The following is a 14,370-nucleotide window of genomic DNA, read 5'->3' on the forward strand; positions in this document are numbered from 1 at the left end:
TAAGAAAAGGCTTATTCAGTAATGACTGAATAAGCCTTTTTTATGTGCTTTAGACTATGGCCTACCCTACTTAATCGTCCTTTCAAATGGTTCAATAAATAGCGATCAAAGAATAGATTTTCTAGTGCACTTACTATTAGAATTCAACCATACCTGCACGCAGTTGTTCGATTAACTCTAAAAGCTGATTACGCCATTCCCGTATCGTTGCTTCATCAGGCAGCCATTGGTTAGATAAAGTGACGACATTGACAATCAAGTCTGGTGACGCTGAATGACTGCTTGGCGCTTCATCGACGATAGTATCTGGCGGAACTGCATAAAGACAACGCTGATAAGCACGTTCTATATTGGCGATAAAGCCTTGCTGTTGCAGTTGCTGCAAACGCTGAATCTCAGGTGACACTTGAGTACGCTCGCTCAGTGCTTGTTCAATATCGAGCAAAGTTGGCGCTGTCATATTTAAGCTATAGAAATAACCCAACTCCTGAATAAATGCTAATAAAGCACCATGCAAATGAAAAATAGCAGTCTCACAGTGTGCTTGGTATAACTGCTTATCATTGGTACTTCCTGCAGATTGGCAAGATAAACGACAAAAATATAACTTTTGATTGGTTCGATCTGCTTGATATTTGGCGACGCGAGTTTTACCTGCCATTTGCTAACTATCCTTCTATGAGTAGTGAATTAGAGCGTATTTCCAGTGTACTATTTTTTTAGATAATAGCACCATGCCTTTCTTAACTTTTTATACGCACAAAAAAGCCAGCAACTTAGGCTGGCTTTTTTATCAAATTAAGAATGAATCAAAATACTTAATACGATTAATTATCTTGATTTAACTCTTGAGCAAATGCTTCATCAAAGCTTGCAAAGTCTTTGCTATCAGTGCTTGCAGTCATATCAAACGCTGCATTGAGATCTTTGTCTTGTAGCTTTTGATCCGCTTTCTCTTTACGGGCTTTATGATAAGCAAGACCAGTACCAGCTGGAATCAAGCGACCAACGACGACGTTTTCTTTCAGACCACGTAGTTCATCGACTTTACCAGTAACGGCAGCAGCAGTTAGCACACGAGTCGTTTCCTGGAACGACGCTGCTGAGATAAAGCTTTCCGTTGCCAAGCTGGCTTTGGTGATACCTAGTAATTGACGCTCGAACTGTACTGGGAATTTATCTTCCGCTTCTAGTTTGGCATTCAACGCTTTGATATCAGCGTACTCGACCTGATCGCCTTTGAAGTGACTTGAATCGCCGCCATCGGTAATTTCAACTTTGCGCAGCATCTGACGAATAATAACTTCGATGTGCTTATCGTTGATTTTTACACCCTGCAGACGATAAACGTCCTGTACTTCGTTAACGATATAATCAGCAAGTGCCGTTTGACCTTTTAGGCGCAAGATATCGTGTGGGTTTTGTGGACCATCAGCGATCACTTCACCACGAGCAACTGTCTCGTTTTCAAAGACGTTAATTTGACGCCATTTCGGGATCAGCTCTTCATGTACTTCACCATCTTCATTGGTGATAATGAAGCGGTTTTTACCTTTAGTCTCTTTACCAAAGCTCACCACACCTGACATTTCTGCCATGATGGCGTGATCTTTCGGGCGACGTGCTTCAAACAAATCAGCAACACGTGGTAGACCACCAGTAATATCTTTGGTACCTGAAGATGCTTGTGGTACACGGCCTAGGATCGAACCGGCTGCTACTTTTTCACCATCGCTCACACGAATGATGGTTTCAGCTGGTAAGAAGTAAACCACTTCTTTGCCTTCGTCTGTGTTCAAGATAATCGCAGGACGTAAATCTTTTGCTGAGCTTGAACGGTCACGAGTAGCAAGAATCTCAAATGAGCTCATACCAGTCGCGTCATCAACCTTCACGGTAGCTGTCAAGCCATCAGTGATGTCACTGAAGCGTGCTGTACCAGCAAATTCTGTAATGATAGGATGCGTGTGCGGATCCCACTTAGCGATGGTTTGACCACCTTCGACCTGATCTTCATCTTTCACAAGTACGCTTGAACCGTAAGGAACTTTATAGCGTTCACGCTCACGACCAAGCTCATCAGTCAATGCAATTTCAGCAGAACGCGATACGATGACTAGGTGACCATCGGTATGTTGAACCGTTTTCATGTTTTCGAAATGCGCTTGACCAGCATTACGTACAGAGATGCTATTGTCCACAGAGGCTGAGCTTGCAGCCCCGCCCACGTGGAACGTACGCATGGTTAACTGAGTACCCGGCTCACCGATAGACTGAGCGGCCATAACCCCGACTGATTCACCGATATTCACTTTATGACCACGTGCAAGGTCACGACCATAGCACTGTGAACAAACGCCATGCTCAACATTACAAGTAATAACTGAACGTACCCAGATATCATCGATCGCGTTTTCATCAAGCACATTGACCCAATGCTCATCGATCAATGTACCCGCTGGAATCAATATCTTATCAGCGTCATCATTGTAAGTGACATCACGCGCGGTCACACGACCAAGTACTAGTTCACCGAGTTTCTCGATGATTTCACCACCTTGAATATGTGGTTTCATGAGCAAGCCTTGCTCGGTACCACAGTCATCACTGGTGATAACCAAATCTTGTGCAACATCAACCAAACGACGAGTCAAATAACCCGAGTTAGCGGTTTTCAATGCCGTATCTGCTAGACCTTTACGTGCCCCATGCGTAGAGATAAAGTACTGTAGTACCGTCAAACCTTCGCGGAAGTTGGCTTTAATCGGTGTCTCGATGATTGAACCATCCGGCTTAGCCATCAGGCCACGCATACCAGCCAACTGACGAATCTGTGCCGCACTACCACGAGCACCAGAATCTGACATGATAAAGATAGAGTTAAATGACTTCTGCTCTTCTTCTTCACCTTGCGCGTTGATGACTTTATCGGTCGCCAAGTTATCCATCATCGCCTTCGCGACTTTGTCATTGGTACGTGACCAGATGTCGACCACTTTATTATAACGCTCACCAGCCGTCACAAAACCTTGCTCAAACTGATCTTCAATCTCGCGCACTTCGCCTTCAGCAACTTCGATGATTTGCTTTTTGCTCGGTGGAATAACCATGTCATCCAAACCGATAGACACACCAGACAGCGTTGCTTGCGCAAAACCTAGATACATCAATTGGTCAGCAAACATAACACTGTCTTTAACGCCTACTTTACGATAGCAAGAGTTGATCAAGCGTGAGATGTTTTTCTTCGTCATCTCTTGGTTACATTCATCAAACGTCATACCTTTAGGCATGATGTTCCAGATAAGTAAACGACCAGCAACCGTATCTTTGATACTGATTTCTTTGGTCTCGTTGCCTTCTTCATCGAAATGCGTTTCAGTCACACGAACTTTAATTTTCGCGTTTACATGCAAATCGTTTGAGCCAATCGCGCGCAATGCTTCATTGACGGTGGCAAAGATCATGCCTTCGCCTTTAGCATTCACTGATGAGCGGCTAATGTAGTACAAACCCAATACCACATCCTGTGACGGTACGATGATTGGATCGCCGTTCGCAGGTGACAAGATGTTGTTGGTCGACATCATCAAAGCACGTGACTCAAGCTGAGCTTCTAGCGTCAATGGCACGTGAACGGCCATTTGGTCACCATCAAAATCGGCGTTGAATGCAGTACATACGAGCGGATGCAATTGAATTGCTTTACCTTCGATTAGTACTGGCTCGAACGCTTGTAGACCCAAACGGTGAAGCGTTGGTGCACGGTTAAGAAGTACTGGATGCTCACGGATAACCATGGCCAGCATGTCCCACACTTGCGGCTCTTCACGCTCAACCATCTTTTTGGCAGCTTTAATTGTAGTCGCCAAACCATGAGATAATAGTTTGTTATAAGTAAATGGCTTGAATAACTCAAGCGCCATTTTCTTCGGTAGACCACACTGATGTAGGCGTAGTGTTGGACCTACAACGATTACCGAACGACCAGAATAATCGACACGCTTACCAAGTAAGTTTTGACGGAAACGACCTTGCTTACCTTTGATCATATCTGCCAAAGATTTCAATGGACGCTTATTACTACCAGTAATCGCACGACCGCGACGACCGTTATCTAACAACGCATCGACTGACTCTTGCAACATACGTTTTTCGTTACGTACGATGATATCAGGGGCACTCAGCTCAAGCAGACGCTTGAGACGGTTGTTACGGTTGATCACACGGCGATACAAATCATTCAAATCTGAAGTCGCAAAACGACCACCTTCTAGTGGTACTAGAGGACGTAGATCTGGTGGTAGTACTGGCAAGATGGTCATAACCATCCATTCAGGTTTGTTATTAGAATCACGGAATGCTTCTAATAGTTTAAGACGCTTAGACATCTTTTTAAGCTTAGTTTCAGAACCCGTTTGCGGAATCGCTTCACGCAGCTCATCAATTTCTAAATCTAAGTCGATATCTTTTAATAGGTCTTGTACTGCTTCTGCACCCATCTTGGCAGTGAATTCGTCGCCAAACTCTTCAAGCGCTCGGTAGTAGTCTTCATCGTCAAGCAATTGGTACTTCTCTAAAGAAGTCAGACCTGGCTCAGTAACGATATAGCTTTCAAAATATAGAACGCGCTCAATATCACGTAGCGTCATGTCTAGTAAGAGACCGATGCGGCTTGGTAATGATTTTAAGAACCAAATGTGCGCCACAGGACTGGCTAGGTCAATATGACCCATGCGATCGCGACGGACTTTGGCGGTAGTGACTTCAACGCCACATTTTTCACAGATAACGCCTTGGAATTTACGGCGTTTGTACTTACCACATAGACATTCAAAATCTTTTACTGGGCCAAAAATTTTGGCACAAAAAAGACCATCACGCTCAGGCTTAAACGTACGATAGTTAATGGTTTCAGGTTTTTTCACTTCACCATGCGACCATGACTTGATCACGTCAGGTGAGGCCAAAGTAATTTGAATGCTATCAAACTCTTGATTACCGTTGCCGGTAGGGCTTTGCATGATATCGAGTAAATCTTTCAAGTTGCTTCTCCGTTATCTTTATAATCATCTGACAGCGTACTATTAACGCGGATAAGATGAATGAAGGCAATGAATAGGGTTGAGATAAATGGCTAAAAGCAGCAGCAATTTAGCATACTGCTTTTAGCTAACCACTAAGGTTAATAACTGACTGCAATAATCTTAATTCAGTCAGCCAGCCATTCTTAATGGGTTTGTTTTAACTCAATGTTAATACCCAATGATTTGATTTCTTTGGTCAAGACGTTAAACGATTCAGGCATACCTGGATCCATATATTGCTCACCATCGACGATGTTTTTATACATACGGGTACGGCCTTCGACATCATCCGATTTCACTGTCAACATCTCTTGCAGCGTGTAAGTCGCGCCGTAAGCTTCTAGTGCCCAGACTTCCATCTCACCGAAGCGCTGACCACCGAACTGTGCTTTACCACCAAGTGGCTGCTGCGTCACTAGTGAATAAGAACCGGTTGAACGTGCATGCATTTTGTCATCAACCAAATGGTTAAGCTTGAGCATATACATGTAGCCGACGGTTACTTGGCGATCAAACTTCTGACCCGTACGACCATCATATAACGTCTGCTGACCGTTTCTGGCTAGACCAGCAAGCTCTAGCAAGTCTTTGACTTGATGCTCATGCGCACCATCAAATACTGCCGTGCCCATCGGTACACCGCCACGCAAGTTGTCTGATAACGCCATGATGTCGTCATCACTCAAGCTATCTAGATCAACTTGTTCACCGCCTACTTTGTTATAGATTTGGTCTAGGAAATCACGTAATTCTTTGATCGCGGCTTGTGCTTTGAGCATACCATCAATTTTCTCGCCCAAACCTTTTGCTGCCATACCCAAATGCGTCTCTAGCACCTGACCGATGTTCATACGAGATGGAACACCTAGTGGGTTCAGTACGATGTCAACGGTATTACCATTTTCGTCATAAGGCATGTCTTCAACCGGCATAATGCGCGATACAACACCTTTGTTACCATGACGACCAGCCATCTTATCACCAGGCTGAATACGACGCTTAACCGCTAGATATACCTTAACGATTTTTTGTACGCCATGTTGCAAGTCATCACCAGCAGTCAATTTGCGTTTTTTCTCAGCAAACTTCACATCGATGTCTTTTTGCTTATCAACTAAGTAATCAGCGATTTGCGTTAGACGCTCAGAGATTTCTTCTTCAACTGGCTGAATATCAAGCAAAGTCTCAAGGCTCATATCTTTCATATCAGCCAATGCCATCACTGTACCGGCTTTTAGACCTGAACCACCACTGACTTTTTGACCATCAAGCAAATTACCAATACGACCACGAGCGGCTTCTTCAAAGATACGTAGCTCTTCTTTTAAATCTTTACGGTAGCTATCAAGCTGTGATTTTTCAATCGCTCTTGCACGCGCATCTTTTTCGACGCCATCACGGGTAAAGACTTGAACGTCAATAACCGTACCTTTGCTTGATGTTGGAACACGTAATGACGTGTCTTTAACATCAGCCGCTTTTTCACCAAAGATAGCCCGGAGGAGTTTCTCTTCTGGCGTTAGTTGCGTTTCACCTTTTGGCGTCACTTTACCAACTAAGATATCACCAGCGTCAACTTCAGCACCGATATAAACGATACCCGCTTCATCAAGGCTTGATAGCGCCGCTTCACCAACGTTTGGAATATCAGCAGTAATCTCTTCAGTACCTAGCTTGGTATCACGCGCTACACAAGTCAATTCTTGAATATGAATAGTGGTGAAACGATCTTCTTTAACCACTTTTTCAGATAACAAGATTGAATCTTCGAAGTTGTAACCATTCCACGGCATAAATGCGATGCGGATGTTCTGACCCAATGCCAACTCGCCAAGATCCGTTGAAGGACCATCAGCCAAGATATCACCTACAGCAATAGCATCGCCTTGGTTCACGATAATACGTTGGTTGATACAAGTGTTTTGGTTAGAACGCGTATATTTAACTAAGTTATAGATATCAATACCGGCTTCACCAGCAATCATCTCATCTTCATTTACACGAACCACAACACGTGAGGCATCAACGTCTTCGATCACACCACCACGCTTAGCGATGACACAAACACCAGAGTCACGAGCAACGTGACGCTCCATACCCGTACCTACTAACGGCTTATCAGCACGTAGCGTAGGAACAGCCTGACGCTGCATGTTCGAACCCATCAAGGCACGGTTAGCATCATCATGCTCTAGGAATGGAATCAAACCTGCTGCGACCGATACGACCTGACTTGGTGACACATCCATATGCGTCACTTTTTCTGGCGGCATGCGAACGAATTCACCATAGCTACGCACACTGACCATTTCATCAGATAACGCGCCTTCTGCGGTTACTGGTGAATCAGCCTGTGCAATGACTGTACCTACTTCTTCAATGGCGGATAGATATTCAATAACATCTGTGACTTTACCATCAACCACACGGCGATAAGGCGTCTCTAAGAAGCCAAAGCTGTTGGTTTTAGCAAATGTTGCCAATGAGTTGATAAGACCAATGTTTGGACCTTCAGGAGTCTCAATTGGGCATACACGGCCATAATGGGTATCATGTACGTCACGTACTTCAAAGCCTGCACGTTCACGAGTCAGACCACCGGGTCCTAATGCTGATACACGGCGCTTATGGGTAACTTCAGACAACGGGTTGTTCTGATCCATAAACTGTGACAACTGGCTTGAACCAAAGAACTCTTTAACCGCAGCCGCAACAGGCTTTGAGTTAATCAAATCTTGTGGTGACAAGTTATCAGATTCCGCTGAGCTTAAACGCTCTTTAACTGCACGCTCAACACGCACTAGACCAACACGGAATTGGTTTTCTGCCATTTCACCAACCGAACGAATACGGCGGTTACCTAGATGGTCAATATCATCGACTTCGCCGCGACCGTTACGAATTTCGATCAGCTCTTTTAGCACGTTAACGATATCGGCATTGGTCAATACGCTACGTTCGCGCTGGATATCTGGATCATCCGTGTTATCAAATTCTAAACCAAGACGACGGTTGAATTTCATACGACCAACATTTGATAGGTCATAACGATCAGCGTTAAAGAACATGCTATCAAATAGTTTTTCAGCAGTTTCGACCGTTGGTGGCTCACCTGGACGCATGACTTTATAGATTTCAATCAATGCTTCTTCACGGCTTGAAGTACTGTCAGCACGTAACGTATCGGCAATATAACTGCCTTGATCGATATCATTGGTGAACAGAATGCTGAACTCTTTGATAGAGTCACTGGCTTCAAACGCGCTTAATTTAACCAATAATTCATGGTCAATTAATGTATTTGCTTTAGCGATGACTTCATCGTTAACGACGATGTCTTCGGCCAAAATACGCTCATATAAGTATTCATCAGGGATAGAGATTTTAGTCATACCCGCTTCTTCAAGCTGACGGATACGACGGGCATTGATACGTTTGCCCTGCTCTACGATGACGTCACCTTCAGGTGATACGATATCGAACTGAGCCATCTCGCCACGCAGACGATCTGCAACCAGATCAATCTCAAACTGCTCTTCACCTTTATAAACCGCTACTTTATCAAAGAAAAGATCTAAGATTTCAGCAGTGCTCAAGCCTAGGGCACGAAGGATAATAGATGCCAGTAATTTACGACGACGGTCAATACGAGCAAAAACTAAGTCTTTTGCATCAAATTCAAAGTCAAGCCATGAACCACGGTAAGGGATGATACGGGCGTTATAAAGCACTTTACCACTTGAATGTGACTTGCCTTTATCATGATCAAAGAACACGCCAGGTGAGCGATGTAATTGCGATACGATAACACGCTCAGTACCATTGATAATAAAGGTACCGTTTTGGGTCATCAATGGGATTTCACCCATATAGACGCTTTGCTCACGGATATCTTTGATTGCCGCTTTACTGTCTTTGTCTTTGCTGTCTTTATCTTTGATAATTAAGCGGATCTTGACACGCATTGGTGCTGCAAACGTTGAGCCACGTAAGATACACTCACGCTCATCAAACTCAGGATCGCCCAAATAATATTCAACGAATTGTAACTCAGCATTACCAGAGTGACTCTCAATTGGGAAAATAGAGGAATACGCAGCTTGCAGGCCACTATTCTCACGAGCTTTTGGCTTTTTATGCTCTTGCAAAAATTGCTCGTAGGAATCTACTTGAATAGACAGTAAATAGGGAATGTCCATCACAGTGGGCAATTCAGCAAAACTTTTGCGAATACGCTTTTTTTCAGTATAAGAATATGCCATCGAGAGTCCTTACAGTAAACGTGGAAACAAATTGAAAGCGTGGCCAGCGTGCATCAATACTATTTGATATTAATATTATGCAAACTTGGCAACGTAAACGATAATATAAAACGGGTGTTAATACTCAGTTAGTGACTGTTTATCCATTCGTACAGGTGATACATTGGTATGTGCTTCATCAGTGCGCCACTATGACACTATCATTTAATGTTATAACTGCATTTAATGTTACAACTGCATTTAATCTTACAAATCAATCTAGTCTTATCATCGGTATCTAAGCCACTCTATATGATGGTTTAGACCGACAGTTTCAATATAAGTCAATCTATAATAAATTGATTTATAGGTTAATACTTACCAATACTCTTGAGAAGAAACAACTTCTATTAGGGTTATCCTAATCTACTTACCATCAAAACCAATGTCGTCGCTGATATATACCGTCTACGAGCCTACCTACTGACAGTAAAACCATGCTAAATGGATAACCTAAGATTAACAGCTTTTCAGAATTAATAATAATTGGGGTAACTATAACTTTTAGAATCAGTATAAACTATAGTGTTAATGGGAAAGCATGCAGACACAAAAAAATGCCAAACATCTATGGACGTTTAGCTGATATTAACTGATTTCAAAAACTGGTATGTGTGCTTGCACTGTGTTTATTTGCATAGCTATCGTCTGTCCTTTTGATGGGTATCCACCGTGTTGTTGCATACGTATGTTGGCAGACACAAAAGGTCAAGCTACGAATTATAATAAAAAAAAGCTGGCAATGCAAGGCATTACCAGCTTTTTTTGTACAACACTAAGATAAGCTCAGCTTATTTTAGTTCAACAGTTGCACCAGCTTCTTCAAGTTTCTTTTTCAACTCTTCAGCTTCAGCTTTGTTAACGCCTTCTTTGATTGGAGCTGGAGCGCTTTCAACCAAATCTTTCGCTTCTTTCAAGCCAAGACCAGTAGCTTCACGTACGGCTTTGATTACGCCAACTTTCTTCTCGCCAAAGCTGGCAAGAACTACGTCAAACTCGTCTTTTTCTTCAGCAGCAGCAGCAGCAGGGCCAGCAGCAGCAGGTGCAGCAGCAACAGCAGCTGTTACGCCGAACTTTTCTTCCATGTCGCTGATTAACTCAACGATATCCATTACTGACATTTCAGCGATTGCGTTTAACACATCATCTTTAGATAGTGCCATGAGAACTCTCCGTTATCTGATAAAATTTAATTGATTTTAATATCGCTTTGATTGTTTGCCAAATGTTCAAATAGTGTTGGCAATAAAGTACAATCAGCGATGTCAAAGTTACGTTAAAACAAGCAATTAAGCAGCTTCTTTTGCGTCTTTGATTGCCGCTACAGTGCGAACGAACTTGCCAGGAACAGCGTTCATAGTCTGGACAAGCTTGGTCACTGGTGCATTCATAGTAGCCATCAAGATAGAGATTGCTTCGTCGCGAGTTGGTAGCTTCGATACGCGCTCTAGCTCTTCTGGACCATAAACAACACCACCGACTGATACCAATTTGGTCTCTAAAGCTTTGTTATCTTTGCTAAAGTCGAAAACGACTCGAGCGGCAGATCCCAAATCTTCCATAGAGAAAGCCAAAAGTAGTGGACCAGTCATACGGTCTGACATGCTCTCAAACTTAGTGCCTTCAAAAGCGCGTTTTGCTAGGGTATTTTTTACCACTTTCAAAATCACGCCTTTCTCACGGGCTTGTTCGCGCAGCTTAGTAAGCTTTGCAACACCAATACCGTGATATTCGGCAGCTACTGCTGAGTAAGCATTAGCAGCAACTTCAGACACTTCAGCCACAACTTGTTGTTTTTGCTCTAGCGTTAATGCCATAAGTTGACTCCTTTAATCTTATCAGTCTGCTCAGTACTTTAATTCTTAAAAATCGAAATTTTCAATTACTAAACCACTGAATTAGACTGACTTGATACGACACGTTATTCATAAATTCTATAAAAATAAAACCTACTCGTAACGACTGATTACGGCACCGTTATCAGAATGACATCAAGTGATAGATTGAACTATCGGCTTTTATCAACAACTGGGTGGATCACCGTCTGCGTAGGACAACTAAGATTTTCATCTGTGGTCGATTAAAAAAAGCAGCTTGTTATCATATTTAACCATTCGAAAATTGCTATCTATGACACTAAACCACTCTCTACCTACGGTCTTAGACAGCGTAGCATATGCTACGCTGACCTAATTTTTTAGAATTTTTTTGTACGCATTATTCAAAATATTTGAAGAGTGAATACTTAATTATTTAGCAGTGCGATAAGGAACAGCATCAATAGTGATACCTGGACCCATAGTGCTAGACAAGGTAATTTTCTTAATGAAAGTACCTTTAGACGTAGCAGGTTTAGCACGTTTTAGATCTGTGATTAATGCTTCAGCATTTTGAATAACTTGCTCAGCAGTGAAACCAACTTGACCAATAGTAGTATGAATGATACCCGCTTTGTCTACACGATACTGTGCTTGACCAGCTTTAGCATTTTTCACAGCTTCAGCAACGTTTGGCGTTACTGTACCAACTTTTGGGTTAGGCATTAGGCCACGTGGACCTAGGATAGTACCTAACTGACCAACAACACGCATTGCATCAGGAGCAGCAATAACGATATCAAAGTCCATGTTGCCAGCTTTGATTTGTTCTGCTAGGTCTTCGAAACCAACGATGTCAGCACCAGCTTCTTTGGCGGCTTCAGCAGCAGCACCTTGAGCAAATACAGCAACGCGTTTGGTTTTACCAGTACCAGCAGGTAGGTTGGTAGCGCCACGAACGACTTGATCAGATTTACGTGGGTCAACGCCCAAGTTTACTGCAATGTCGATAGACTCTTTGAATTTTAGTGCTGGCAAATCGTTTAAGATTTGAACCGCTTCTTCAATCGTGTATAACTTTTCGTTTTCTACACGCTCAGCGATTAACTTTTGACGCTTAGTAAGTTTACTCATTTACACACCCTCCACGGTAATACCCATTGAACGTGCAGTACCAGCGATGGTACGAACAGCAGCATCAAGATCAGCAGCAGTCAAATCTGCATCTTTAGTCTTAACGATATCTTCTAATTGTGCACGGTCAACTTTACCGACTTTAGCGGTGTTTGGCGTACCAGAACCTTTAGCGATACCAGCAGCCTTACGTAGTAAGTACGCAGCTGGTGGTGACTTCATGATAAAGGTAAAAGACTTATCGCTATATACAGTGATCTCAGTAGGAATCGGTAGACCCGGCTCTTGGTTTGAGGTTGCAGCGTTAAATTCTTTACAGAATGCCATGATGTTCACGCCTTTTTGACCCAATGCTGGACCAATCGGTGGTGAAGGATTTGCTTTGCCTGCAGGCACTTGCAGTTTGATGTAACCATCAATCTTCTTAGCCATGATACTCTCCTAAATGGGTAATAGCGCCAAATCAACGTGGTATAAACCTTATTGACTAACAGCTCCCCGGTTGATGAATTTTTACGGGTTTAGTCTAGCTTCTCAACTTTACTAAACTCAAGCTCGACCTGAGTCGGTCGATTAAATACGTTTACCGTTAAATGTAGTTTAGACTTTTCATAATCCACTTTTTCAACCAACCCTTTAAAGTCAGTAAATGGACCATCGATAACCAACAACTCTTCGCCCGGCTCAAACAGAGTCTTAGGACGTGGGTCAGTTTCAGTCTGATTCAAACGGTTTAAAATACGATCTGCTTCTACTTGGGTAATTGGCGCTGGTGTTTCAGGTGTACCACCGATGAAACCCATAATACGTGGACAATCTTTGACGATGTGCCAAGTGTTGTCATTCATTTCCATCTGAATCAATACATAGCCTGGAAAGAATTTACGCTCGCTTTTACGCTTTTTGCCGTCTTTCATTTCGACGACTTCTTCAGTAGGAACCAATACGTCACCGAATGATTCAGCGAAGTCACTACGATTAATACGATCAGTTAATGAACGCTGTACTTGCTTTTCATATCCTGAAAACGCTTGGACAATATACCAACGCATGTCACGCTCCTGATCATTATAAGTAAATTTTGGGTTAATATGCACTAATACGTGCTATTAACCAATAAAGAGGCCAACGAACCAGTTGAAGAAATTATCTAATAACCAAACTAGAAATCCAACAATGGCAATCATCACAAGAACTTGCCAAGTATACTGAAAAGTCTCGTCTTTGCCTGGCCATGTCACGCGGCGTAATTCAACGGCAGCATCTTTTAATAATATTTTAAAAGCGCGACCCTGATGCGTTAATGCTAAACAGACTAAAGCAAATACAATAAGGGCAACGATAATACCAATACGTACCCAGACATCATTGGCAGGCTGCCAATAGCCAGGTAAATATTGATTAACTAACGTCGCCCCAATTAAAACTGCTGCGGCAAGTAGCCACAGAACCACATCTTTCATTGAGCCAGTTTTAGCCACTTCAACAGCCGTCGTTTGATTGCCTGCTGAGATGTGCTGACCTTTAGACAGCATTCCACCAGCACCCGCCTTGGCATCAGATAACTTATTCTCGAGGTTATCTTGATTATTGCTCATAAAGAACTCGCTTCGGAGATGGTGAGGTGTAACAAAGATGTGATAAGAAGATGGCAGGCGATGTAGGACTCGAACCTACAACCCTCGGTTTTGGAGACCGATGCTCTACCAATTGAGCCAATCGCCTATGGGTGTAAAGGACAGCATTATACAATATTGAGCATAGAATGCAAGCCTTTAGCGTTAAAATTGTATATTTTAGATAATTTTTCTAATCAACAAACGCTCTTTTCGTAAAAAATGCTTCGTAAGAAGCAGCATTAATATAACAAGCCAAGCACTATATTACAATAGGAGACATAGCAGATATGGCATTCAATTTAAATCTCTCTAAGAGTTCTAAAACAACCTTCTACCACCCAAAAAAAAGCCACCCTCAATAAAGAGAGCGGCTTTTCACGAACTGCTTAACTCTGATCAGATTACTCTGACA

The 14,370-nt window shown here is 42.7% G+C and carries 9 protein-coding genes and 1 tRNA gene; all 10 read right to left on the reverse strand.

The genetic code is table 11. The annotated features are described in order from the left end of the window. Positions 1-136 precede the first annotated feature (136 nt). The 10 genes from JMY08_RS12090 to JMY08_RS12135 all read right to left on the reverse strand — a co-directional run bounded on the left by JMY08_RS12090 (position 137) and on the right by JMY08_RS12135 (position 14,064). Positions 137-661 carry a DUF6586 family protein gene (locus tag JMY08_RS12090; RefSeq protein WP_201593542.1) on the reverse strand — a complete coding sequence of 175 codons (525 nt, stop codon included), beginning with the start codon at positions 659-661 and terminating at the stop codon, positions 137-139. Positions 662-827: 166 nt separating this feature from the next. Continuing rightward, positions 828-5,045, reverse strand: a complete 4,218-nt coding sequence (gene rpoC / locus JMY08_RS12095) for a DNA-directed RNA polymerase subunit beta' (protein WP_010201712.1) — start codon at positions 5,043-5,045, stop codon at positions 828-830. Between the two features lie 185 nt (positions 5,046-5,230). Next, positions 5,231-9,349, reverse strand: coding sequence for a DNA-directed RNA polymerase subunit beta (gene rpoB, locus JMY08_RS12100; RefSeq protein WP_201593543.1), 4,119 nt, complete (start codon positions 9,347-9,349; stop codon positions 5,231-5,233). A gap of 830 nt (positions 9,350-10,179) precedes the next feature. Further along, positions 10,180-10,551 (reverse strand): 50S ribosomal protein L7/L12, encoded by a 372-nt coding sequence (gene rplL, locus JMY08_RS12105; RefSeq protein WP_010201714.1) that lies wholly within the window; start codon positions 10,549-10,551, stop codon positions 10,180-10,182. A 126-nt stretch (positions 10,552-10,677) separates the two neighbouring features. Further along, on the reverse strand, positions 10,678-11,205 hold the full coding sequence (gene rplJ, locus JMY08_RS12110; protein ID WP_010201715.1) for a 50S ribosomal protein L10: 528 nt from the start codon (positions 11,203-11,205) through the stop codon (positions 10,678-10,680). A 432-nt stretch (positions 11,206-11,637) separates the two neighbouring features. Continuing rightward, a complete protein-coding gene (gene rplA, locus JMY08_RS12115) occupies positions 11,638-12,339 on the reverse strand; it encodes a 50S ribosomal protein L1 (RefSeq protein ID WP_010201716.1) in 702 nt (233 codons plus the stop codon). After that, positions 12,340-12,771 carry a 50S ribosomal protein L11 gene (gene rplK / locus JMY08_RS12120; RefSeq protein WP_010201717.1) on the reverse strand — a complete coding sequence of 144 codons (432 nt, stop codon included), beginning with the start codon at positions 12,769-12,771 and terminating at the stop codon, positions 12,340-12,342. Between the two features lie 89 nt (positions 12,772-12,860). Then, entirely contained in the window at positions 12,861-13,391 is a 531-nt protein-coding gene (gene nusG, locus JMY08_RS12125; RefSeq protein ID WP_010201718.1) for a transcription termination/antitermination protein NusG, read from the reverse strand. A 57-nt stretch (positions 13,392-13,448) separates the two neighbouring features. Beyond that, on the reverse strand, positions 13,449-13,937 hold the full coding sequence (gene secE, locus JMY08_RS12130) for a preprotein translocase subunit SecE (RefSeq protein WP_201593544.1): 489 nt from the start codon (positions 13,935-13,937) through the stop codon (positions 13,449-13,451). Positions 13,938-13,988: 51 nt separating this feature from the next. After that, a tRNA-Trp gene (locus JMY08_RS12135) sits at positions 13,989-14,064 on the reverse strand. Positions 14,065-14,370 lie beyond the last annotated feature (306 nt).

This window comes from Psychrobacter sp. Pi2-51 (assembly GCF_904846665.1).
Taxonomy (GTDB): domain Bacteria; phylum Pseudomonadota; class Gammaproteobacteria; order Pseudomonadales; family Moraxellaceae; genus Psychrobacter; species Psychrobacter glaciei.

Coding starts and splice junctions, on each gene's coding strand:
- nusG (WP_010201718.1), bottom strand. CDS start 13,391: ATGCGTTGGTATATTGTCCAAGCGTTTTCAGGATATGAAAAGCAAGTA.
- rplK (WP_010201717.1), bottom strand. CDS start 12,771: ATGGCTAAGAAGATTGATGGTTACATCAAACTGCAAGTGCCTGCAGGC.
- JMY08_RS12090 (WP_201593542.1), bottom strand. CDS start 661: ATGGCAGGTAAAACTCGCGTCGCCAAATATCAAGCAGATCGAACCAAT.
- secE (WP_201593544.1), bottom strand. CDS start 13,937: ATGAGCAATAATCAAGATAACCTCGAGAATAAGTTATCTGATGCCAAG.
- rplJ (WP_010201715.1), bottom strand. CDS start 11,205: ATGGCATTAACGCTAGAGCAAAAACAACAAGTTGTGGCTGAAGTGTCT.
- rplA (WP_010201716.1), bottom strand. CDS start 12,339: ATGAGTAAACTTACTAAGCGTCAAAAGTTAATCGCTGAGCGTGTAGAA.
- rpoB (WP_201593543.1), bottom strand. CDS start 9,349: ATGGCATATTCTTATACTGAAAAAAAGCGTATTCGCAAAAGTTTTGCT.
- rplL (WP_010201714.1), bottom strand. CDS start 10,551: ATGGCACTATCTAAAGATGATGTGTTAAACGCAATCGCTGAAATGTCA.